Genomic DNA, 23,620 nt, shown 5'->3' on the forward strand with positions numbered 1-23,620 from the left:
ACTAATGTAGATATTCATGCAAGAGTTAATGTAGCGATCGCCTTCACACTTCCACTGAAAATATTCACTGAAATTAACAGCGATACCTATGAATGACAAATTAAAAAGTTAACCTATCTTGAAGAAAGAAAATCAAATGTCAGAAACAATCAACATTGAACAAGCTGTATTAGATAATCTCCGAATTCTCTCAAATGACAAGCAACAAGAAGTCCTAGATTTTGTTGAGTCTCTTGTAAAAAAAACAGTCAATCATCAGCAGTTAGACACTGAAGATTCAGATTCTAATATCTCATCAAATCTCCAACAGCAAAAACGACTATCTCTCCGAGAAATTGCCCGACTACCTGTAGCAGAACGTCACAAAATACTAGAACCTTTTATCGCCGCCATAGCCGAAGATTTTTTGAATGACCCAGAATTAACAGAGTTTGCCGTTCTGGATGGTGAAGACTGGGAAACCGAGAATGACTAATCCTAAAAAAGGTGAGATTTGGCTAGTGCAACTTGATCCCACTAGAGGACAAGAAATTCAGAAGACTCGCCCTGCTGTTGTAATTAGTTCTGATATATTTATTTCTATACCAATGCGAATTATTATTCCTGTGGCAACATGGCAACCTAAATTCCAAAATCGCCTTTTCATGATTCCTATCCAGCAAACTGATGAAAATGGCTTAGACTCAAACTCAGCAGGCAATATTTTGCAAGTTCGTAGTGTAACAACTGAGCGATTTGTCCGGTGCTTAGGAAAAGTTTCAACAGCCGTTATGCAAGAATTATTAGATGGTTTAATTATCTGTATTGATTATGCTCCTGAAAGCAACGACTGAAAAAGAGCATCTTGAGAAAATACAATTTAGATGTAGCGATCGCCTTCACACTTCTACTGAAAATATTCACTGAAATTAATAGCGATCGCTCAGGTGCAGACAAGCACCAGCAAAATAACCTCAAATCAATAATCCCCATGAACTAATTCATAACGCATCCCTCAAAAGAGAGAGATAGGAGCCTAAACCCTGTTGTAAAATAGACATATAAGGATTCGGGGGGCCATTTTACTGGTCATAAACGCCTATAGAAACTATTTTTGGAAATCTCCAAGGTCTGAAGTCCAGCCAGCTGAAGCAACTACAGCGGCTGTACCACCAGCGCATACCAGGCGATCGCATCACCACGCCTGAGTTTTCCCAGCGCATAGCAGCAATTAGCACAGAAGTCAATCAGCCTGTGTGCGCCTACATCAACCGTCGCGGACAAGTGATTCGCGTCGGGATAGGCACGCCGCGCCAAACACAAATACCACCGATGGAATTGCCCCGTTACGGTGCAGAACGACTCAGTGGTATTCGTTGTATTGCCACCCATCTCAAGCCAGAACCGCCCAACGAAGCGGCGCTCACAGCGATGGCACTACAACGCTTAGATGCCCTAGTTGTCTTAAATATTACCGGAACCGGATTTACACGGCGGGGAGGCGGTGCAACTGGATATGTCAAAGAAGCTTATCTAGCTCATCTGACACCCCAAGAGTCTCGCACCCTGATTACTAGTCCTGCTGCATTGAAGGTAGGGGAAAGCCAAATTCAATCCCCAAGTTGGAGTATATCGCCACCTCTGGACTTGGACGATCTGGCAGACCAGGATTTAGTAGACTTGGTAGAAAATCTGGAAGCGGAATTCCAGCGGGAATTTATCGCCCAGGAAGTAGATGCTGACCACGATCGCGTGCTGATTGTGGGGCTGATGACCAGTGAGATGACTCCCCTACAATTCCAGGACAACCTATTAGAATTGGCGCGTTTAGTTGATACCGCTGGCGGAGATGTATTACAAACAATACAACAAAAGCGATCGCGCATTCACCCCCAAACCGTAGTTGGCGAAGGTAAGGTGCAAGAAATTGCCCTAACTGCCCAAACACTAGGAGTCAACCTCGTTGTCTTCGACCGCGACCTCTCACCCTCCCAAGTCCGCAACTTAGAAATACAAATTGGGATTCGGGTAGTTGACCGCACCGAAGTGATTTTGGATATCTTTGCCCAACGCGCCCAGTCTCGTGCCGGTAAATTGCAAGTAGAATTAGCACAGCTAGAATATATGCAGCCGCGACTGGCTGGTAGAGGTCGCACCATGTCCCGATTGGGTGGTGGTATTGGGACTCGTGGTCCTGGTGAAACCAAACTGGAAACTGAACGCCGTGCCATTGGCCAGCGCATATCCCGACTGCAAAAAGAAGTAACCCAGTTACAGGCACATCGTTCGCGGTTACGGCAGCGACGGCAGCATCGAGAAGTTCCCTCAGTAGCTTTGGTTGGATATACCAACGCTGGTAAGTCTACTTTGCTCAATGCTCTCACTAACGCAGAAGTTTATACAGCCGACCAGCTATTTGCCACTCTCGATCCTACTACCCGCCGCCTGGTAATTCCTCATGGTGAAACAAATGAACATCAGGAAATTCTCATTACAGATACAGTAGGGTTCATACATGAACTGCCTGCATCGTTAATGGATGCCTTCCGCGCCACCTTGGAGGAAGTCACAGAAGCCGATGCCCTACTACATTTAGTAGATTTGTCTCACCCCGCTTGGTTGCGTCATATTCGCTCAGTCAGAGAAATACTGGCGCAAATGCCAATAACTCCTGGCCCGGCGCTGGTTGTTTTTAACAAGATCGATCAAGCCGATAGTGAGACACTAGCTTTAGCTAGAGAAGAGTTTCCCCTCGCGGTGTTTATTTCTGCGAGTCAGCGCTTGGGATTAGAAACCCTACGTCATCGCCTTGCCCAGTTGATTCAATATGCAGTTGACTGTGGTTAAAACTTGAGTAGCGAATTCAGTGTAAGTATTTTATATACTAGTGTCCTAGATTTTTAACTTTGGGGAAGGCGAAATCGCCTTCCCTTTTTCATTTAATCTTCATAAAATCTCGTATGATGTCTAGAAAATCATTAGCTTTTCTAGTGAAGCGAATTAACAATCTTCCAGATAAATTGATTGATTAAGAAAAAATACTGATAAATAGAAGCTTAATCAATCAAGCTGATTGTGTGTAGTTTAAAATCCCAAAAAAACTTAAGTGCAAATACTTAAAATATTCAATCAATTTGTTAAAAATATATTGCATATTCTCAATTTAAAGTTTTAGTTAACCTTGATTTATAAGGTAGACAAGCAACAGTTTCTTATGCCAATTTATACATGAGCTATTTTCATAAAAAAGTTATTTTGGGACATCTTAAATGTCTTAAATAGAAAGCAAAGGAGTTTAAAACAAATGTCTCAAAGATATTCCAAGAAAATAGTAGGTTATGCAGCCTACTGTATATCAGCATTAGCTGTAGTGACAGTTTCGCAGATGTCTAGAGCAGATGCAGCATCTTTGAGTTTTTCAGCCACAGGTACTAACCCAATATCAGGTGGAAGCAGTAATGCTCTTTCAGCAACAGCTGTCTTTGATAATTCAGTAGCAGGTCAGTTGAAATTGACCCTGACTAATACAGGCCCAGGTGCCTCAGTTCCTACAGATATTCTGACAGGACTCTTCTGGGATTATGCTGGCTCTCCCTTAAGCAACTTAACGTTATCTTCAGCCAAAGCTACAAGCTTAATTACAAATAGTGTAACTAGCACAGGTAATTTCGATCTTACTAAGGTTAATGGAAATAAAGTTGAATGGGGTTTTGCAAAGACTACCGCTAGCAGTGGACTTGGTGGTACTCCTAACGTAGCATCTAACAAAGTAACTCAACACTACGGTATTGGTACAGCGGGTTTTGGCATTAATCCAGGTTTTGGTCTTTCAGGTGGACAGCAAATGAATTACGGTATTATCACTGGTTACGATAGTGCCAATCCAGCAGTAAGTGGGGGGACTTTTGTTAAGAACTCTGCCACATTTACTTTTACAGGGCTACCTACTAACTTCGATCTAGCAAAGATTAGCAATCTTCGTTTTCAGTATGGTACTGGTTTAGATGAGCCTAGTACTTATTATATTGCTCCGCCACCTCCACCTAAAAGAGTACCTGAGCCTGGTGCAACAGTCGCTCTTGGTTTATTTGCTGTAGGTGCGCTGAGGGTTAGCAAGAAAAAGTCTCTAGTGTCAGCCTAAATGAGAATTTGAGTCCTAACTGAAAGTTGAGTTACGCCTTATAAGCAATTCTCACAATCAAATAAAAGCCACCCTTTTTTTTAAACAAATTAGTATAGAGATAATATCTTAGTCAAGAGTCCAGACTTTATCTCTTGGCTAATTTTTTTTGATATAAAGCTAGTTAGTGGCTTCTGAGGATGAAGACAAATCAGGATGGAGCCGCTACAGCCAGTGGCAAAGTTCTAAAATTAAGAAGTATTAAATCAAGTTGAGGACATCATGGCTGCAAAAGTAGAAATTTACACCTGGAGGACTTGCCCGTTTTGCATTCGTGCCAAAAGTTTACTGAAAAACAAGGGCGTTGAATTTACCGAATACAGCATTGATGGAGATGAAGCAGCCAGAAGTAAAATGGCTCAAAGAGCAAATGGACGCCGCTCTTTACCGCAAATTTTCATCAATGACGCTCATATTGGTGGTTGTGACGATATCCATGCTTTAGACAGTCAAGGCGAGCTAGATGAGCTACTAACTTCTAGCAATAGCGTTTAGATTGTAGAAGGTTTTGCGTTAGCGACAAGCCGCTGCAAATTACACGGCAGTCGCTACAACTCTGAAAAAACGATGTGCTTGTCTACTGGCTTTGATTCTCACAAAAGCAATATCTGTCCATAAGACTTTACCCTCCAGATTTTACTCAGCAGTACAGATGTACGTAAATTGGTAAGATCGTCAAGAGATAATAATTGAATAACTATTTAATTTCTTGGTGATTGAGGTACAAAGGGTGAAACTGGCTTTTATCATTGATCCCATCCATTTGCTTGATCCGTGTCATGATACCAGTGTTGCCCTGATGGAAGCAGCGCAAATTCTGGGACACGAAGTTTGGATAACTCAAGCAAATCTGCTGAGTGTGGTGGAGGGCAAAGCTTGGGCTGTACTACAGCGAGTCGAGCTTGTACCAGTCCAGTTGATAGACAGACGTTGGGTAGCGGCGAATCCTTGGTATAAGTTGAGCGATTCATACTTAACTTCTTTAGAGACAATGGATGCCGTATTTATGCGGACAGATCCACCTGTCAATGATTCCTACCTCTATGCGACTTATATTCTCGATTACATTGACCAAAATAAAACCCTGCTGATTAACAGTCCCAGTGGCATCCGAGGGGCAAATGAAAAAATGTATGCCCTCCAATTTACCAAAGCCATTCCAGAGACGATTGTCAGTGCTGATAAGCAGTTTATTCGCCAATTTGTCGAAGCAAAGGGGGCAACAGTTCTCAAGCCGCTGGGTAATAAAGCTGGGGAAGGAATTTTGTTTTTGCAATCAGGCGATCGCAATTTTAACTCTATTGTTGAACTCAGTACCCTCCAAGGTCGAGTACCAGTAATGGTACAAACCTATCTATCAGAGGCAAAAGAGGGAGATAAGCGAATTATCTTGCTCAATGGCGAACCCATTGGTGCGCTCAATCGCCTCTCTAGCGGAACTGATTTTCGCAATAATATGGCAACTGGTGGTACTGTCGCTCAAACTGAAATTACCCCAAGAGAATATGAAATCTGTACCCAATTAGCCGAACGCTTACGCCAAGACGGCTTAACTTTTGTGGGTATTGATGTTATCGGTGGCTACTTAACTGAAGTTAACGTCACTAGTCCTACCGGAATTCGTGAGATTGACCGACTAGATGGCACTCACCTTGGTCATCAGGTTATTCAATGGATTGAACAGACACTAGAAATCAAAAAATAATTTACGTTTATTTTTTGATTTTGTGTCCTGTTCCCAGGAAATAGACTTTCTTCGGATATTTCTGTGGGCGAATTGTCTACGCAACTTGCTTTCAGTAAATATATTTACTTGTACCGAATATAAGTTTAATGGATCGCGAGGGGTAGATGTAGTGATGTCTATGACTGGCTCTGACGCATCATAACTCAGCGGTAGCGTACCACTCCGTGGAAGCAAGCTCGTAGAGAGGTACGAGCCTCCGTAGGAACGTCTGATTATACAAACAACCCTTCTCCGAAAGGAGACGCTACGTAAACAGGCATCTTCCCTTGGGAGAAGACTCGCTATCGATGAAGCATTTGTAGTTGGGCAGGTCTTCCTGTTTTTTTGTGAAAAAAGCATAGCTGGACACGGAAGCCGCTCCTGCCCAAGTTCATTTTATAAAGTAGCGTTGAGAGTTTTTTCCAATTAGTAAAATTGGGGATGGCAATATATTGCTTACCCCCACCCTTGGTAAACCCCTGGTGGAACTGGCAGATTTTATACAGCGTTCAGCCTGAACTGAGACTGCTAAGTTAATCTAAAATCGTTCGACTGAGCGCTCACGACGAAATCTCAAATCCAAAATCTTTTAATTCTTTGGTGTACGTCGGTTTCTCAGAAAATCAGGTATGTCCAATCCAGGTTTTTCTTTTGGTTCTGGAGTTGGAGTTGGAGTCGGTGTTGGAGTTGGGGAGTTAACTGTAGGTTGTGGTGTTGTTGGTCGCTTCGAGGTATTAGGTGCTACCCGAACGTTAGCCACGCTTTGTTGTACCGCAGCTTGCACTTCACCTGTAAACCCGGTGGCAATTACAGTAATTCTCACTTCGCCTTGAAGTCTGTCATCAATTACAGCCCCAAAAATAATATTGGCGTTGGGATCAACTACTTCATAGATTGCTTCTGCGGCAGCATTTACTTCATGCAGTGTGAGATCAGTACCACCAGTAATATTAAAGACAACCCCTCTGGCACCTTCAATAGAACATTCTAGTAATGGTGAAGAAATAGCTGCGATCGCAGCTTCTCTAGCTCTAGATTTCCCAGAACTCACGCCAATTCCCATCAATGCCGATCCTGCATCTGCCATCACCGCTCGGACATCAGCAAAGTCAACGTTTACCAGACCGGGGATCGTGATGATATCAGAAATACCTTGTACCCCTTGACGGAGTACATCATCCGCGTAGCGAAAAGCTTCTTGCACAGGTGTTTGTTCGGGGATCACTTCCAGCAATTTATTATTGGGGATAATGATCAGTGTATCTACTCTACTTTTTAGTCCTTCAATACCTTGTTCTGCTTGGCTGGTGCGACGGCGACCCTCAAAAACAAATGGACGTGTAACCACACCAACAGTCAGAGCGCCCATTTCTTTTGCTACTTCTGCCACAATCGGGGCTGCACCTGTCCCAGTACCACCGCCCATACCAGCAGTGATAAATACTAGGTCTGCACCCTCCAAAGCCGTAGCAATTTCGTCCCGCGATTCTTCAGCTGCTTTTTGACCAATGGCAGGATTACCACCTGCTCCTAAACCCCGCGTTAGCTTCTGTCCAATTTGCAATCGACTGGGAGCGCCAGCTAAAGTAAGAGCTTGAGCATCAGTGTTAATCGACCAAAATTCTACCCCAGATACATCAGACTCGATCATGCGGTTAACAGCATTGCCACCACCACCACCGACACCAATCACTTTGATGTTGGCAACCCGACCAGGAACAATCTCACCAATTCGGCTATTTTCTGTAAAAATCTTCTTGTTGTCGTGATTTTGTCCAAAGTTCATCCCAGAATTATTAAAGGGGTTAGTTGAGTTAACTGCCAGAGAGAACCCAGGCTGTCCCGTAGATTGGGAATTTTTATAGTTAAGTCCTTGGTTATTATCAAGTGTCATTGGATTTGTGAAAGGGTAGATAAACGACTTTTTCAGGTGTTATTCACCTCAGAGTCAACTTTAGTTTGACAGTGCCACAATACTATGGCATTGTTCTTTATTGTTTTCACTACTGCCAAGCCTAACAGAATTGGCAACGCGAAAATTTGCTATGGGATAAGCTTTTAAGGCAGCCGATCGCACAGCCAATTCTAGAGAAGTATACCTATATTTATCTAAAAGTGACCTGTATAACTTCAACCAGACATTAATCTCTTGATTATTCTCAGCGGAGGGCATAACTTGTAAAGACATACTACAGGGTATTTTCTCTGCCTCAATAATAATATTGTTAATAGGTTTCACCATTGGGTATGATTGCAACTTTAGACACAAAATTTACCTTCTACTTACTTATTTTTAAGGCTAAACTAAGCAAGAATTTACTTGTCAGACTATACCTGATTAACTGTTGTTTGGGGGGTCTTAATGGACACTTTGTTGGAGCAGTAGTCTATCTGACGAGAACCCTCACTAGTGCAGTCAAACAATTTTGGATTTTAGATTTTGGATTTTGGATTGATCCTGAAATCCAAAATCCAAAATCCAAAATTGGCACGGTCAACAAATCAAGATTTTCTAAGAGGTTTCGTTACCCAATTAAGAATTACAGCATGGAGTAGTTCAAACTTATTACCCAGAAGCAATGCTTACGCAATTTTGGGCGGCATTTTTCGTGACAGATTAAAAGGGATTGGGTACTGAGGATTGGGTATTAAGAAAACTTTTCTCCAGTCCCCAATTCCTAGTACCCAGTACCCAGTTTCCAGTTCTCAATACCGTTCTCATCAGTGCCCTTTGAAAAGCAAGTCTGAATCTTAATGGAAAACTCAAGCATTTTTCTCTTTTCCGCACTGGGTTTGGTCAAAGAGTGTATGGGCAGAAGGCATTTTGTACGCCATAGACCATCATTAGATTGTCTGACATCTTGTACCCTACTATTAGATATTAGGGTAACAATTGAGGGTCTTTTACTCGCAATGGAGATTTTATGATTGATCTTCTCATTCTAATTAGAAGTTAATGCCGATTTTCGTGCGGTTTACTGGAAAACTGAAAATAATAAATATATTTATCAGCATAAAGCTTCTTAATTTACTAGGAGTTATCAATACATTAAACACATTAGATGTTTTTAGGGATTTTGGGAGTTAATTTCTGCTCTTTTTGGTTCATCTGTACTAATGGATATTCGGGATTTTTCAGATCAATATACTCTATTTGACCGGAATTGAATTTTGTTGCTAGAGGGCGCATTTGGGCGAGTACCTTAATTTGTTCAGACAATTGGGGGCCTGGAACGCCGAGATGCACATTTCCCAGTTCTGTTTTCAAAATTAAATTCGTTGGATTTTGGCAATTAATTTCCATTACTTTTACCGGACTCCGGCTCACAGCTTCATGGAGTTGAGTCCAGTAGGAGCAGTATTGTTTTGGCGAGCCAATGACTCTGAGATTGGGTAATTTCTTAGTGGGATTCAGTGATGTGTATTTTTCTAAAGGCATCCAGGCCCCACTGGCATCTAGTAAGCCGATTGTTACTTTGTTGTTGCCACGTGTTTGAGTCACTGCAACAGGCACTCGTTCTTGAATTTCGATGATTAATCCAGGAGGAAACAGGCGGCGTCTGACAATCGCTTGAGCAATAGTTGGTTGTTTTTTCAAAGAGTTAGCGATCGCTGACGGTTCAATGCGCCACAAAGACTGGGGGTAAGACAGCGCCAACAATGACTGAGTTGTTTGATCCGATAATAATTTATTGCCTGATTTCATCACTATTTGTTTGGGAGCCTTGAGCATCCACACTGGTTGGATTGCCACCCACAGCAATCCACCCGCCAAACCAGTAATGGCAAAGGTTCGCCAAATAGCCTGAATAATTTTCATTTGCCGCTGCCGACGCAATTTCTGACGACGCTGGGCTAGATCCGTGCGGGAAACTGATATTATGCCAGCCATTCACACCCCTTTCTGGTTGCAATCTAAATTCCTTGACACGCTCGTATCATTATTAATTTCAGTAAACACTGTTGGCATCTATTAACCGCTCTCCTCAAGACTTTTTTTATTTTTAGTAACACTTTACAGTAACGACACAAAGATTATGGCGCTAGTTATGAGTCCTATTAAAGTTTCCGGTGTCCATTTTTAACTGACTGTAGTCTTTTTGACAAGTTATTTTTGAAGATTTTCCCTGAAGTTTACAAAATATTAATTGAGATGTGTGGGATTTTGTTTCCTTGACAAATAGATTGTGAAGTGATACACAAGTATTCCTGAATCTCTGTGTCCCTTGCTATAATTCATACCAGTCATCCTCGTCAGTTATCCAAATTGAGAACCATGAAACTTTGTAGTTTTTTTTACTCACTTCCTAAGCCATACAGTTTTTTGGCCGGTCAAACAAAAGCGAGAGATTGTCAAAACCTCAATACCAGGTGTAAAAAGGACAGATATGCTTAAGGCTATTAGGGTCAATTAAATTTCTACCAGACTACTGACAGTAATCCTGCACAAGTGCTGTCCCTTGCAAGACACGACCAACTTGTGAATCAGTCCTATGCCTACATCTCGGATTGGATTACTTGTATAAAAAATACAACTAAAGCTGCATCTACATACACCTCTACATACATGAAAACGACGTTAAATTTGTCACGTTTTTATAAAGCATGTAACCCCAGTTACACGCTAAATATAAGTAACGTGCTAGATCGGCAGTATTACATAGATTTTGCTGATGTACGTGGTTGCAAGATTGTCGAAGAATTGCAACGGACTATCGTTCGGATTTCTCCTGATGAGCCAACCTGTCAGTTATTTACAGGTCATATTGGTTGCGGTAAGTCAACGGAATTGCAACGCCTCAAGACAGAACTAGAATTGGCGGGATTTCATGTGGTTTATTTTGAGTCCAGTCAAGACCTAGATATGGCGGATATAGATATCAGCGATATTCTGCTGAGTGTAGCCCGTCAAGTCAGTGCCAGTTTAGAAGGAATTAGTATCAAACTTAAACCTGGTTACTTTACCAATTTATTTAAAGAAGTAGGCGATTTTTTGCAAAGCCCCATAGAGCTTTCTGGACAAGCAGAGTTGTCTTTGGGTATTGCCAAAATTACCGCCAAAACCAAAGATAGCACCCAGATGCGGAATCAACTGAGGCAATATCTGGAACCACGTACCAATAGTATTTTGCAAGCGATTAACGAAGAAATTTTAGAAAAGGCTGTTGAACAGCTAAAACTAAGGGGTCAAAAAGGATTAGTAGTAATTGTAGATAATTTGGATCGAGTGGATATGCGCCCCTTAGCATCCGGGCGATCGCAACCAGAATATCTGTTCATCGATCGAGGCGAACAGCTGCGCCGACTTAAATGCCACCTAGTTTATACAATTCCCCTCACGTTAATCTTCTCCAATGAGTACGAGACACTGAAAAATCGCCTGGGGGGAGGGATTGCGCCAAAAGTGCTACCGATGGTATTAGTGCGGCAAAGAGATGGCAGTGACTACGAACCAGGGATGTCACTAGTGCGCCAGTTAGTTCTAGCAAGAGCTTTTCCAGAAGTTCCTTTGAATGAAAGGTCTCTATTAGTTACAGAATTATTCGATCACCCCCAAACTTTAGATCGTATATGTCGCGTTAGCGGTGGTCACATTCGTAACTTATTGGGTTTACTTTATAGCTGTCTGCAACGACAAGATCCGCCTTTTTCTAGGGAATGCTTAGAAGCCGTAATTAAGGACTATCGCGATGATCTGCTATTAGCTATTGATGAATCCCAGTGGGAATTATTGTTTGAAGTAGTGCAGCAACAGAGAGTTAAAGGTGAGTCTGACTATCAAAGCTTACTAAGAAGCATGTATCTGTTTGAATATCGCGATCCAGTAGGGCGCTGGTTTGGTATCAGTCCAGCCTTGGCAGAAACAGAAAAAGTTTTGGCTTGGCAACAAAAAAAGTAATAGTCATTAGTTATTAGTCATTAGTCATTAGTTATTTCCCAATGCCCCATTCCCCGTACCCAATGCCCTATTCACTATGTCCAATACTCAATACCCAATGCCTCATATCCAATGACTAATGACAAACAGCTACACGTCTACACCAAAGAAAATCAGCATACTTTGCAAAGACTGATTAGAGCGATCGCACTTTCCGAAGGTCAATTTGCCCTGATTTTGGTTCGATGTAACTATTGGCGATTACGTGAGCAAATGTTAGAGAATATTCGCTCCACCAGCCAGGACATTAATATCAGAGAAATTTTTCTCAATCCATCAACTACTTCTTTACACAGCACAATAGTCTCAGAACTATCTTTAGATAATCCTGCCGTCCTTACAGACTCTTTGCCATCGGCTGTGATGGTTTTTGGTATTGAGTCAACTACCGATCTGGAAAACTTACTTACAGGCATCAACCAAGCACGAGATATCTATGCTGCAACTTTTCCATTTCCAGTAGTGTTATGGCTACAAGATGAAGTGGCATCATTGCTTTCAAGACTAGCACCTGATTTTAAAAGTTGGGCTGCAACCACTATTAAATTTGAAATGGCCAAAGCAGATTTAATTGCTTTGATTCACCAAGAAGCAGAATCTCTCTTTGCCAAAGTCTTAGAAGCCGGTGCTGAAACATTTTTATCTAATGCCTTCCTAGATTTAGATCCTAAATCCCAACATCGCCACGAAATCGAATCAGCCCGTAATGATTTGCTACGTCTGTATGGCGTTCAATTAACACCAGGATTAGAAGCGAGTTTAGAATTTGTGTTGGGGCGAGATAAATACGCCAACGATCAAATTAATGGTGCTTTAGCCAATTATCAAAGAAGCCTCGCATTATGGCAGCAGGAAGCGAGGAGAGTTGCAGAGTGGGAGAGTAATTCTTCTTTGCCCCTTTCATCAACTCACCCTATTGCCTCGTCTTTACTTAAGCAAGCAATAGTGCTATTCCATCTGGGGCTTTGTTATCACCGAATGGCAGACTTATACCAGAATACCAGTAGCTATTGCGAACATGCTCTGTCGTGGTTTAAACAATGCTTAGACTTATTGGAAGAGGTACAAAGAGAAGACTTAGTTGCTAAATTTATTTTGCCTGCTTGTGAAATGCTGGAACGCTTAGAAGCCTGGGATGAGTTAAAAGAATTAGCTCAAAAATCATTACATCTACATAAAACCTATGGAACTCCTGCACAAGTTGCTCAAAATTATGGTTTTTTGGCAAATGTGGCGGCTTCTGAGTCCAATTGGGTACTGGCTCATGAATTAGCGAATACAGCACTTTCTATTTCTGAAGAAGCAACACAAGTTTCTCTGCGAGACGCTTTGCGAAGACGACGACAAGAAAGTTGGTATCTTCTCTTGCTAGCACGTACACAACGGCATCTAGGTGAGTCCGAGGAAGCTATTAATAACTTGGAATGGGCGAAGGTAGTTTGTGAACTACAACATCAGCCATTACTTTACTTAGAGATTTTAGAGGAACTGCGATCGCTTTACTTTTTTGAGCGTCATAACTACACAGAAGCTTTTAAGCTAAAGCAAGAAAAAATTAAAATAGAACATCAGTATGGCTTTCGGGCCTTCATCGGGGCAAGTCAATTACAGCCGCAACGCCCCAGAATTAACCCAGTCTTGGAACCTCATAAAATACCATTTATTCCTGAAGAAATTGCTCAAGAAATATCTGCGTCTGGACGGCAACAAGATGTTAATCGCCTAATTGAAAGAATTGCCCGTGCTGACTACAAACTCACAGTAATTTATGGACCCTCAGGTGTAGGAAAAAGTTCAATTCTCAAAGCTGGTTTAGTCCCAGCACTTAAAGGAAAAGTTATTGGTGAACGGATTCCTATCCCGATTGTTTTATCTGTTTATACTGATTGGATCGCAATCTTAATCAGCAGTATAAACCAAGCCCTAGCATACACAGGAATATCGCTTAGTCTTAACTCTACACCCACCATAATACTAGACAAAATTCGGTTAGCCTCTGAGCGTAATTATACTATAGTTATCATATTAGACCAGTTTGAAGAATTTTTCTTTGTTAGTAATCCTCCAACTCAACGAATAGAATTTTACAAATTTTTTAGCGAATGTTTAAATATTTCATTTGTAAAAATTATTCTTTCATTAAGAGAAGATTACTTACATCATTTATTAGAATTTGAACGTTTGAGCCATAAAAATAGTACTGGTTTGTATGATTTAGGCGTAATTAATAAAAATATTCTCGATAAAGATATTCGCTACTATTTAGGAAAATTTTCTAGCCAAGATGCCAAATCCATAATTCACAGTCTGACTCAGCGTTCACATTATGAACTGAGTGAAGAATTAATTAACCGATTAGTGCAGGATTTGACAGGAGAATTAGACGAAGTACATCCAATTGAATTACAAATAGTCGGCGCTCAACTACAAATAGAAAACATCACCACACTCGGACAATATAAGCTTTGCGGTGGCTCGACAAAATTAGTAGAACGCTGGCTTGGGGAAGTTATCAAAGACTGTGGTCAAGAGAATGAAGAGTTAAGTTGGAAATTATTATTTGAGTTAACTGATGAAAAGGGGACACGACCGTTAAAAACTAAAGCTGATTTGGCATCTGCATTAGTTAATAATCAGGATATAGATACAATATCAAGCTTTGACAAAGTTGGAGAACTGATTTTAGAAATATTAGTGGGTTCCGGCTTGGTGTTGCGAGTCAGAGAAGAATTAGGCGATCGCTACCAATTGGTTCACGATTATTTAGTTGAACCAATTCGCCAAAAAAACAACTATGGTATGCTCGCCGAATTAGAAAAAATCAAACTTGAAAAAACTAGAGCGGAAGTAGCCCAAAAACTTAGTCAAGAGCAACTGAATTTAGTATTGCAACGGCGACTGCGAGAAGCACGGATAGCAGGCGCAATCCTGGCAATCATGGGCGGAACAATCGCAGCATTATGGTGGCAAGCCGACTTACAAAAAAGAGCCGCAGTCCGCGAAACTCTACGGGCTGAACGCAGTGAAACCAACTTGAACATTAGTGCAATCACTGCTGCTAGCGAAGCTTTGTTTGCCTCTAATAAAGAATTTGATGCCCTATTGGAAAGTTTGCGGGCTTGGCGAGGACTTAAACAGGCGGATGGAGTGCAACCAGATACCCGAATGCGGGTGGTGACAGCCCTGCAACAGGCAGTTTATGGAGTAACAGAGGCTAACCGCTTGGATGGACACACTGATATTGTCTGGGGAGTAACTTTCAGCCCAGATGGTCAGTTGCTAGCATCAGGTAGCCGAGATCAAACGGTGAAAATTTGGCATCCTGATGGTACTTTACTCCAAACCCTCAAAGGTCACACTGATGCTGTTACCTGTGTAAGTTTCAGCCCTGACGGTCAAACCCTAGCATCTGCCAGCCTCGATAAAACAGTGCAAATCTGGCGTAAAAACCCGGTTACAGGTGAATTTGACCCCAAACCATATAAAACCCTCAAAGGACATGAAGATTGGGTTTATAGCGTTGATTTCAGTCCTGATGGCGAATTGTTAGCTACTGGCAGTAAAGATAAAACCGTAAAACTCTGGCGCAAGGACGGTAGCTTAGTAAAAATACTGAGAGGACATCAGGGGTGGGTTAACTGGGTAAACTTCAGTCCCGATGGTCAATTTATCGCCTCCACCAGCGACGACAAGACAGTGAAAATTTGGCGACGGGACGGTACCCTCGTCACAACTTTGCAGGGACATAAGCTAGGTGTGATTGTAGCTGTTTTCAGTCCAGACGGTAAAGTGTTGGCTTCAGCAGGTCGAGATAAGACAATAAAACTTTGGCAGCGGGAAAATAATAGCTCTACAAATGGTTTTGATTTTCGTCCTTACAAAACTTTACGGCAGCATAGCAGCACAGTATGGAGTTTGAGCTTTAGTTCTGATAGTAAAAAGCTAGCTTCCGCAGGCGAAGATAATACCATAAATCTCTGGAGTATCACTGGTACTTTACTCAAAACATTCAGAGGACATAGCGATGCTGTTGTTAGCATTGCTTTCAGTCCAAATAACAAATTGCTGGCTTCAGGAAGTTATGACAAAAGCGTAAAATTATGGAGTTTAGAGGCTCCAACGCCCTCTATTCTTCATGGGCATCAAAAGCGAGTTTTAAGCGTTGCTTGGAGTCCTGATGGTCAAATGCTAGCCTCTGGGAGTAGCGATCGCACTGTCAAACTTTGGCAACGATACACCAGTAATGGCGAGGTCAAAACCCGACTTTACAAAACTTTGGTAGGGCACACAAATAAAGTTCCTAGTGTCAGTTTTGACCCCAAAGGTAAAATGTTAGCTTCAGGAAGTTATGACAAAACTGTGAAACTTTGGCGGCTTGACGGTACTTTAATCATGACTCTCCACGGACATACTGATAGTGTGATGAGCGTCAGTTTCAGCCCAGATGGTCAGCTTTTGGCATCAGCTAGCAAAGATAAAACAGTGAAACTTTGGAACCGTGAGGGCAAGTTGCTCAAAACCTTAGTGGGGCATCAGGGTTGGATAAATAGCGTTAATTTCAGCCCTGATAGTCAAGTTTTAGCCTCAGCCAGTGACGATCAAACTGTGAAACTTTGGCAGCGCGATGGTACTTTGCTGAAAACTTTCTCGCCTCATGACAGTTGGGTATTGGGTGTCAGCTTTAGTCCTACTGATGAGTTACTGGCTTCTGCTAGCTGGGATAACACCGTGAAACTGTGGCAACGAGATGGCACGTTGTTAAAAACCTTATTAAAGGGGTACAGCGATAGCGTCAACGCCGTGACTTTCAGTCCCAATGGTGAATTCCTCGCCGCCGCCAGTTGGGATAGTACAGTGAAACTTTGGAGCCGTGATGGCAAATTAATTAAAAGTCTCAATGGGCATCGCGCTCCGGTGTTAAGTGTTAGCTTTAGCCCAGATGGTCAAACATTAGCATCGGCTAGTGATGACAACACCATAATTCTGTGGAATTTACACCTTGACGATCTACTGGTTCGTGGTTGCAACTGGGTGGGTGATTACCTGAAGCACAACCGCAACCTTGAGGAGCGCGATCGCCTTCTTTGTGATGGCATAACCCGTAAAAACCCTTTTTAATTGAGATTAAAGCCTCAATGAGCAACCGCTCTTGGTTTAGCGGTTGATGAGGCGATCAGAGTTATTAATTCAGAGCTAGAAATCAATTTCGAGCTAATTAGCTAAAGGAGCGATCGCTCTCTAAAACTTCGTGGCTTTTTTCTTCGGGAGTCTCTTGTGGCAAATTCACTAAAAAGGCCTGTAGTCTCATCCGCTCAATGTAAGGCCAGCCACCTTCAGACTCAATATCTTTCAGCAGTGAGTAGAGTTGCCGACGGTTAACAGGTAAACTCTCTTGAAAAATCCCATCCCGAATTTCTCGGTGTAATTGCTCTAATTGGCGCAGCAAAGCCAAAAGAGCTACAGTATCGCCTTGGCAATCTTGAACGGCATCATATACCACAGTTGCGATCGCTTGCACTTTAGCGGACAACTTCTCTGATTCAATATTTTTCTGATCGTTCATGCCACCCTTTCCGTGTAAATGAGGTCAACTCAAATTTACCGGAGATTTTTAATTTTCCCTAGTTTGTCCCCTCACTTGCCCGACTCAGGGGTGGATATAACTAGATTTGTATCTTTATTAGAAGCAATTGCGATCGCTCCTAAAAGAGCGTAACCCTCTCTAGCATTGCCTCCACAGTAGCTAGGTGCGATCGGGACGAGACTTTCTTGGATTTTGAGAACTTTGATTTTGAGTTAAAAAAAATCGTATGATCTGGCTGATTTACCCATCAAACAATGGGCTGTATGTAGTGGCGTCACATACATGATACAAAAAGACTTGGGCGACGCCGCTTTTGCCATCAGCAAAAGCAAAGTTGCGAAGCAAACTCCCCTGTTCGCACTCTTCGAGGTAAGCATTTATGCTGCTCTGTGTGAGGCTTACTCATCCAACCGCCCAACTCTAACAAATGCCACCAACAGTAAAACTGCTGGTTTTTTGCTCCTATAGTGACACACATCCAAAATGGATGCAGTGTGCTTAGTCTGGGGTTTTACACCCCAAGCTCAAGAGAGCGACACGTTTAACTACGTTTAGCAGAGAAAAGTTTGAGCAGCGGTTGACAACCTAAACACAAAGGACACTTGCTTCAACTCTCTTAATCAGAGCAAAGCTGTGTCTGAACAAAGGTAGCTTTTCGCAGAGTAGCGGCTTCTCATCAGAGATCAAAGCTTCGATGCAGTTTTACAACTTAGATATTAATTTTTGAGATTGAGGTTGACCATGAGGTATCGCGCTTTAATTGTTGCATTCTTGGCTTTGTGCCTGGGACTAATAACTGCTTGTAGTGATGCTCCTGCTAGTAGTAGTGGTAGAGATGTACTCACTTACGATCAAATTCGTGGCACTGGCTTGGCTAACAAATGCCCCCAACTAGCAGAAACAAGCCGTGGTTCCATTCCTATTGATTCTAGCCAGTCTTACGCTATCAAAGAACTTTGCTTGGAACCAACTAGCTTCTTCATCAAAGAAGAACCTGCTAACAAACGCCAAGAAGCAGAATTTGTTGCTGGCAAATTGTTGACCAGATACACTTCCACCATTGACCAGGTGCAAGGTAATCTCAAAGTCAACGCAGATAATAGCCTGACCTTCACCGAAACTGATGGTCTTGACTTCCAAGCCATTACTGTGCAGCTTCCTGGTGGTGAGCGAGTACCTTTCCTCTTCACCATCAAAAACTTGGTTGCTCAAAGCCAACCCAGTTTGACCAGTATTAACACCTCTACGGACTTTGAAGGCAGCTTCAAAGTTCCTTCCTATCGTGGTGCTGCTTTCCTAGATCCCAAAGGTCGTGGTGTCGTTAGTGGCTACGATAATGCCGTAGCACTCCCTGCTCAAGCAGATGATGAAGAACTTACCCGCACTAACGTCAAGCGTGCTGAAAATCTCAATGGCAAGATTTCTCTGCAAATCGCTAAAATAGACAGTTCTAGCGGTGAAATTGCTGGTACTTTCGAGAGCGAACAACCATCTGATACAGATTTAGGTGCTGGCGAACCTAAAGAAGTCAAGATTCGCGGTCTATTTTATGGCCGAGTTGAACCAACTCGTAGCTAAAACCTTGGAAGTCAGACAACTAACTGGCACTCAAAACGAAAATTCTGTAAGTATCAGACTTGATCGCAAAAGTTAACTTATTTACCCTCTATTTTCAGGAGGGTAGATAGGTTTTTTACAAAGACAGGTAAAAGTTCAAGCCAAGCAAATTTGTGGGCGAAATAGCCTTGGCTAATTGGGAAAATTTTGATCCCTCAATCTTGTGGGTCACTTGATTTATCCCTTTAACCTTTTTCCTTTGATTAAAAGACTATAAACTTAAGTACAAAAAAGGGTGATATGCCCTTTTTTTTGTAGTCTTGCGTAAATATACATAGTATTTTTTGAAATTATTAGTAGTTTTTAATTATTGGATAAATCCCAGTTAAATAGGCACGTAATTCTACTGTAAATCTAACTTTTGCTTATCAAACAAAAGTCAAACTCTTGTTGCTTTCTTTCCCTAAATTAACTTCATCATTAATTAATTCAAGTTAAGTACAATCTCGGTTTGATATTTAGTGATTAATTTTATATTTTATTCCTATGTAGTTCTAAAAAAGCTACAAGTCATACCAAAGATAAACAACCAACTAAATAGCGATTTCGCCCATTCAAATTTTGCTCGATTAGTTAAGTAAGCTATGGAATTTTGATAGAAAATCTTTATTATCTACCATAGTGCTTGCTAGCAAACATAGTGCGATATTGTCTTTGATGTCGTGCGATCGCAGCTGAATTTAAAAGTGAATAATTAGATTCTTTATTTGCTCAATAAACCCGGTGCTATGCCTACCACAGTCACCAATGAACTAAAGCACGAAATTTGGCAGTTGTTGCGAGAATATCAGCAATCTCCGTCAGAAAATGTTCGCAATCAACTGGTAAAACTCAATTTTGGACTTGTGAGAAAAGAAGCTCACTACTGGACAAATCAATGTCATGAAACCTACGATGATTTGCTCCAGGTTGGATGTTTGGGTTTAATCAGGGCTATTGAAAGATTTGAAATTTCTAAGGGACATGCCTTCAGTTCCTACGCTCTTCCTTATATTCGGGGTGAAATTCAACACTATCTCCGAGATAAAGGTGTCACCGTGCGAATTCCTCGGAGATGGTTAGCGCTGCAACAGCAAGCAATAGGTGTATCACGTTCTTGGCGTGAAAAACACAATCGTCAACCAAGCGACTCGGAATTAGCAGCAGCACTAGAAATTTCTCCAAATGAATGGCAAGAAATTAAATTAGCATGGATCAATCGCGCTCCCTTAAGTCTTGATGTGCCAATCCAAGACGGAGAAGAAGGTTCTACCTGCTTAGGAGAATTGGTTCCAGATCCTCACTATCGCAGCTTTCAACTGGCACAAGAAGACCAACTGCGTTTACAACAAGCATTGGTTCAGCTAGAAAAACGCACCCGCGATGTGTTGGAATGTGTATTTTTGCAAGATTTGACACAAAAACAAGTTGCGGAACATTTGGGGATCAGTGTAGTTACGGTTTCCCGTAGAGTCAAGAAAGGACTGGATTTGATGAAAGAGCTTATGGGTGTGGCAGAGGATTAACTACAAATAAAGTTAACCGCAGTTACCCTGGGTAGGCAGTGCTAAAAATAACCCTTGAAATGTAAAAAATTAGGTTATAAAGGGAAGATACTTTGCCTTGGATATAAATTTAAGGCATGTTGATTTCCAGTTTTAAATTTTCCAATGGCTTTTGAGAACAGCTCATGGGCAGAACTTCAAAAATTACAATTGCCGCTATTCTAACTTTGGCGATCGCTGGATGTGCTTCTGAAGATACACAACAACAAGCCATCAATCCTGCGCCAATTCCCAAAATAGCAAAAAAGTCGCCACCAGCGGCTCAATCCTTTAAGAATCCAGTGATACCTGCCAAACAGGTTTCACAAGTTAATCCTGCATCTGCTAGCTTGATTCAATCCACTAATGCTACAGAGAGGCTACGAGAATTTTCGGCATCAAAAGATCGGAGCGATCCTTTTGCACAACTTTTTGGGCAGACGACTCCCGGAATGTCTCAAACATCTGGAAAACCAGTTCCAGTGTTGCCTAAGCTACCTACTGCATTAGTAGTAAAACCCAAACTTCCAACACGCAACATAGCTTTAAATCCACAGAAATCTGTACCAAAAAAAGTCAATCCTATCTTGACTTCAGTCTTGCCTAAGGTTTTGCCTCAGGTTGTCGCCAACCCTACTTTAGTCTCTGTATTGCCACCGCCAGCACAACCTGAGTTAGCAAGGGCAGTGGTTGTGACTGGTGTAGTTCTAATTAGTAAGGAACCACAGGCAATTATCAAAGTACCTGATGAACCGACAAGTCGCTATGTCCAGGCGGGACAGCGATTAGCAAATGGCGTACTGATTAAACGTATTGAAATGAATCAGGGCTACAACCCCATCGTGATTTTGGAACAATTTGGTATTGAAGTTGCCAAAATGGTAGGGGAAGGGGCCGTAAACTCAGCGCCGTCAGCTGCATCTGCCACTGGCAATCCTGTTTCAGTGACACCGCCCCTCCCAAATTCTTTTAAAGTGGGAGCTTCATAAAGATGGGAACTAAGGAAAAAATTGAATTTGCTGGTTTGCCTTTGGCTGTTTATAGAGAGATAGCAGCACATTTACGTCAAGTCGAAGGTGTGGAAGTAGATTTAATTCCCCAATCATCCCAGCAGTTTGATTACAATCAAAGTCAAATTGATGGTTTGAGCCTCTCGTGGACAGCAAATTCTGGTTTAGAAAGTCGGCAACGAGTTAACCAGATTTTGGCTTACTATCAAAGTCGCTATATTAACCCTATTTGATTTTTTGATTTGTGAGAATTGCAACCCGCAGATCCCCGACTTCGTAAAAGTTGTCGGGGATATTGTTGTTCACAAATGATTCAGTAGGGTAATAGTGTCTTAGATTAGTTTTCATCCTCTTTCGGGGCGATGCGATCGGAAAGTGCTATCGTGCCGCTTCTTATGGCACATTCAACTGAAGCGATCGCCTTTCCCCCTATCTCACAGAACAGCGATCGCAGTAAGCATTATTTCACACTGATTCATCAAAAACACTGTCTAACGACCTCACAACACGCAGCAAGGTGAGGATTTTAACAAGCAACGTTATGATAATTAATGCATTAATTGAGCTTGGGTCTAATAATAAATAAGTTGGCACAAATAAACCTCAATAGTACGGAGACGATTAATCGCCTCTGGACAGCAGTCAAAAATATTGCTCTTGACTGTTATTTAGGTGCTGTGTCCAACTAAAATCAGCCGTTGTACAAATTTCCATAAGGATAATTGAAGTGACTAGGACTAATTCAGACTTTCTTACCTCCAGCGATCCAGCGATCGCGGGGTTAATCAATGACGAACTACAGCGTCAGCGAGACCACTTGGAGTTGATTGCTAGCGAAAACTTTACCTCCGCTGCTGTACTGGCAGCTCAAGGTACGGTACTGACAAATAAATATGCTGAGGGATTACCTGGTAAACGCTACTATGGCGGTTGTGAGTTTATCGACAAAATCGAGCAACTAGCGATCAATCGCGCTAAACAGATATTTGGTGCGGCTCATGCGAATGTGCAACCCCATTCTGGCGCACAAGCCAATTTTGCCGTGTTCCTCTCGCTGCTGGAACCAGGAGACAAAATTATGGGGATGGATTTGTCTCATGGGGGACATCTTACCCACGGTTCTCCTGTAAATTTCTCAGGTAAGTGGTTCCAAGTTAGCCACTACGGTGTTAGTCAACAAACAGAACAACTTGACTATGACCAAATTCGAGAGCTGGCGCTGAGGGAGCGTCCTAAGCTCTTGATTTGTGGTTATTCGGCTTATCCCCGTGTAATTGATTTTGAAAAGTTCCGTAGTATTGCTGATGAAATCGGCGCTTACTTACTTGCTGATATTGCTCACATTGCTGGTTTAGTTGCTAGTGGTCTTCATCCCGATCCCATTCCTCACTGTCATGTAGTAACAACAACTACACACAAGACTCTACGCGGTCCTAGAGGTGGTTTAATCTTGACTGGCGACGCAGAACTAGGTAAAAAGCTAGATAAATCTGTTTTCCCTGGCAGCCAAGGCGGGCCATTGGAACACGTCATTGCTGGTAAAGCAGTAGCTTTTGGAGAAGCCCTCAAGCCTGAGTTTAAAACTTATTCTGCCCAAGTTATTGAAAATGCTCGTGCTTTGGCCGAACAACTGCAAAACCGTGGTTTAAAATTAGTGTCTAATGGCACTGACAACCATTTAATATTAGTAGATTTACGGTCTGTAAATCTAACTGGCAAGCAGGCAGATAACCTAGTTAGTAGCGTAAATATTACTGCTAACAAGAATACTATTCCTTTTGATCCGCAATCACCATTTGTTACTAGTGGTCTGAGATTAGGTTCGCCAGCAATGACCACACGGGGGTTAGGAGTAGCAGAATTTACCGAGATTGCAAATATTATTAGCGATCGCCTGCTTTCTCCAGATTCCGAGGTAGTAACCCAAGATTGTAGACAAAGGGTAGCGGCATTGTGCGATCGCTTCCCCTTATATCCTCACCTGGAAATTCCTGTACCAGCATTAGCCTGAGATGATAGTTAGGAGTTAAGGGTTAAGAGTGATGAGTTTTGAACTCCTAACT

General features: G+C 42.0%; 20 protein-coding genes. 15 read left to right on the forward strand and 5 right to left on the reverse strand.

What is annotated here, in order from left to right; all coding sequences use genetic code 11:
• The first annotated feature begins 136 nt into the window (after positions 1 to 136).
• The 3 genes from FD723_RS20210 to FD723_RS42925 are packed head-to-tail and all read left to right on the forward strand — an operon-like array spanning position 137 to position 979.
• Positions 137 to 475: a hypothetical protein gene (locus FD723_RS20210; protein WP_179066939.1), complete on the forward strand. Its 339-nt coding sequence runs from the start codon at positions 137 to 139 to the stop codon at positions 473 to 475.
• The gene (locus FD723_RS20215) at positions 468 to 833 is read left to right on the forward strand and encodes a type II toxin-antitoxin system PemK/MazF family toxin (protein WP_179066940.1); all 366 of its coding nucleotides are present in this window, start codon (positions 468 to 470) and stop codon (positions 831 to 833) included. Before FD723_RS20210 ends, FD723_RS20215 begins: the two co-directional genes overlap by 8 nt.
• Positions 834 to 844: 11 nt before the next feature.
• Positions 845 to 979, forward strand: coding sequence for a hypothetical protein (locus tag FD723_RS42925; protein ID WP_256874873.1), 135 nt, complete (start codon positions 845 to 847; stop codon positions 977 to 979).
• An 82-nt stretch (positions 980 to 1,061) separates the two neighbouring features.
• Here FD723_RS42925 and FD723_RS42930 read toward each other — a convergent pair whose 3' ends face one another.
• Positions 1,062 to 1,217 (reverse strand): hypothetical protein, encoded by a 156-nt coding sequence (locus FD723_RS42930; protein ID WP_256874874.1) that lies wholly within the window; start codon positions 1,215 to 1,217, stop codon positions 1,062 to 1,064.
• A 16-nt stretch (positions 1,218 to 1,233) separates the two neighbouring features.
• Here FD723_RS42930 and hflX point away from each other — a divergent pair, with 16 nt between their 5' ends.
• The 4 genes from hflX to gshB all read left to right on the forward strand — a co-directional run bounded on the left by hflX (position 1,234) and on the right by gshB (position 5,864).
• Positions 1,234 to 2,826 (forward strand): GTPase HflX, encoded by a 1,593-nt coding sequence (gene hflX, locus FD723_RS20220; protein WP_256874875.1) that lies wholly within the window; start codon positions 1,234 to 1,236, stop codon positions 2,824 to 2,826.
• A 457-nt stretch (positions 2,827 to 3,283) separates the two neighbouring features.
• A complete protein-coding gene (locus FD723_RS20225; RefSeq protein ID WP_179066941.1) occupies positions 3,284 to 4,120 on the forward strand; it encodes an XDD4 family exosortase-dependent surface protein in 837 nt (278 codons plus the stop codon).
• Positions 4,121 to 4,381: 261 nt separating this feature from the next.
• Positions 4,382 to 4,654, forward strand: coding sequence for a glutaredoxin 3 (grxC, locus tag FD723_RS20230; RefSeq protein WP_179066942.1), 273 nt, complete (start codon positions 4,382 to 4,384; stop codon positions 4,652 to 4,654).
• A 235-nt stretch (positions 4,655 to 4,889) separates the two neighbouring features.
• Positions 4,890 to 5,864 carry a glutathione synthase gene (gshB, locus tag FD723_RS20235; RefSeq protein ID WP_179066943.1) on the forward strand — a complete coding sequence of 325 codons (975 nt, stop codon included), beginning with the start codon at positions 4,890 to 4,892 and terminating at the stop codon, positions 5,862 to 5,864.
• Between the two features lie 610 nt (positions 5,865 to 6,474).
• Here the strand turns inward: gshB and ftsZ are convergent.
• The 3 genes from ftsZ to FD723_RS20250 form a co-directional block, all read right to left on the reverse strand.
• Positions 6,475 to 7,779, reverse strand: a complete 1,305-nt coding sequence (gene ftsZ, locus FD723_RS20240) for a cell division protein FtsZ (protein ID WP_179066944.1) — start codon at positions 7,777 to 7,779, stop codon at positions 6,475 to 6,477.
• A gap of 60 nt (positions 7,780 to 7,839) precedes the next feature.
• A complete protein-coding gene (locus tag FD723_RS20245) occupies positions 7,840 to 8,127 on the reverse strand; it encodes a hypothetical protein (RefSeq protein ID WP_256874876.1) in 288 nt (95 codons plus the stop codon).
• 816 nt (positions 8,128 to 8,943) lie between these two features.
• Positions 8,944 to 9,777 (reverse strand): cell division protein FtsQ/DivIB, encoded by an 834-nt coding sequence (locus tag FD723_RS20250; RefSeq protein ID WP_179066945.1) that lies wholly within the window; start codon positions 9,775 to 9,777, stop codon positions 8,944 to 8,946.
• A gap of 675 nt (positions 9,778 to 10,452) precedes the next feature.
• Here FD723_RS20250 and FD723_RS20255 point away from each other — a divergent pair.
• Together FD723_RS20255 and FD723_RS20260 are read left to right on the forward strand one after the other, a co-directional pair.
• On the forward strand, positions 10,453 to 11,784 hold the full coding sequence (locus FD723_RS20255; RefSeq protein WP_179069213.1) for a P-loop NTPase fold protein: 1,332 nt from the start codon (positions 10,453 to 10,455) through the stop codon (positions 11,782 to 11,784).
• Between the two features lie 111 nt (positions 11,785 to 11,895).
• Positions 11,896 to 16,941 (forward strand): hypothetical protein, encoded by a 5,046-nt coding sequence (locus FD723_RS20260; RefSeq protein ID WP_179066946.1) that lies wholly within the window; start codon positions 11,896 to 11,898, stop codon positions 16,939 to 16,941.
• Between the two features lie 97 nt (positions 16,942 to 17,038).
• Here the strand turns inward: FD723_RS20260 and FD723_RS20265 are convergent, their stop codons facing one another.
• Entirely contained in the window at positions 17,039 to 17,386 is a 348-nt protein-coding gene (locus FD723_RS20265; protein ID WP_179066947.1) for a hypothetical protein, read from the reverse strand.
• 762 nt (positions 17,387 to 18,148) lie between these two features.
• On the opposite strand from FD723_RS20265, the gene FD723_RS20270 reads away from it, so the two are divergent.
• From FD723_RS20270 to glyA, 6 genes are all read left to right on the forward strand, one after another.
• Complete coding sequence (locus FD723_RS20270; protein ID WP_179066948.1) at positions 18,149 to 18,985, forward strand: photosystem II manganese-stabilizing polypeptide; 837 nt, start codon at positions 18,149 to 18,151, stop codon at positions 18,983 to 18,985.
• A 767-nt stretch (positions 18,986 to 19,752) separates the two neighbouring features.
• A complete protein-coding gene (locus FD723_RS20275; protein ID WP_179066949.1) occupies positions 19,753 to 20,529 on the forward strand; it encodes an RNA polymerase sigma factor SigF in 777 nt (258 codons plus the stop codon).
• 164 nt (positions 20,530 to 20,693) lie between these two features.
• Positions 20,694 to 21,536, forward strand: coding sequence for a hypothetical protein (locus FD723_RS20280; RefSeq protein WP_179066950.1), 843 nt, complete (start codon positions 20,694 to 20,696; stop codon positions 21,534 to 21,536).
• Between the two features lie 2 nt (positions 21,537 to 21,538).
• A complete protein-coding gene (locus FD723_RS20285; protein WP_179066951.1) occupies positions 21,539 to 21,790 on the forward strand; it encodes a hypothetical protein in 252 nt (83 codons plus the stop codon).
• Between the two features lie 162 nt (positions 21,791 to 21,952).
• Positions 21,953 to 22,078 carry a hypothetical protein gene (locus FD723_RS42935; protein WP_256874877.1) on the forward strand — a complete coding sequence of 42 codons (126 nt, stop codon included), beginning with the start codon at positions 21,953 to 21,955 and terminating at the stop codon, positions 22,076 to 22,078.
• 206 nt (positions 22,079 to 22,284) lie between these two features.
• A complete protein-coding gene (glyA, locus tag FD723_RS20290) occupies positions 22,285 to 23,568 on the forward strand; it encodes a serine hydroxymethyltransferase (RefSeq protein ID WP_179066952.1) in 1,284 nt (427 codons plus the stop codon).
• The last annotated feature ends 52 nt before the right edge of the window (positions 23,569 to 23,620 follow it).

The organism is Nostoc sp. C052 (assembly GCF_013393905.1).
Lineage (GTDB): Bacteria > Cyanobacteriota > Cyanobacteriia > Cyanobacteriales > Nostocaceae > Nostoc.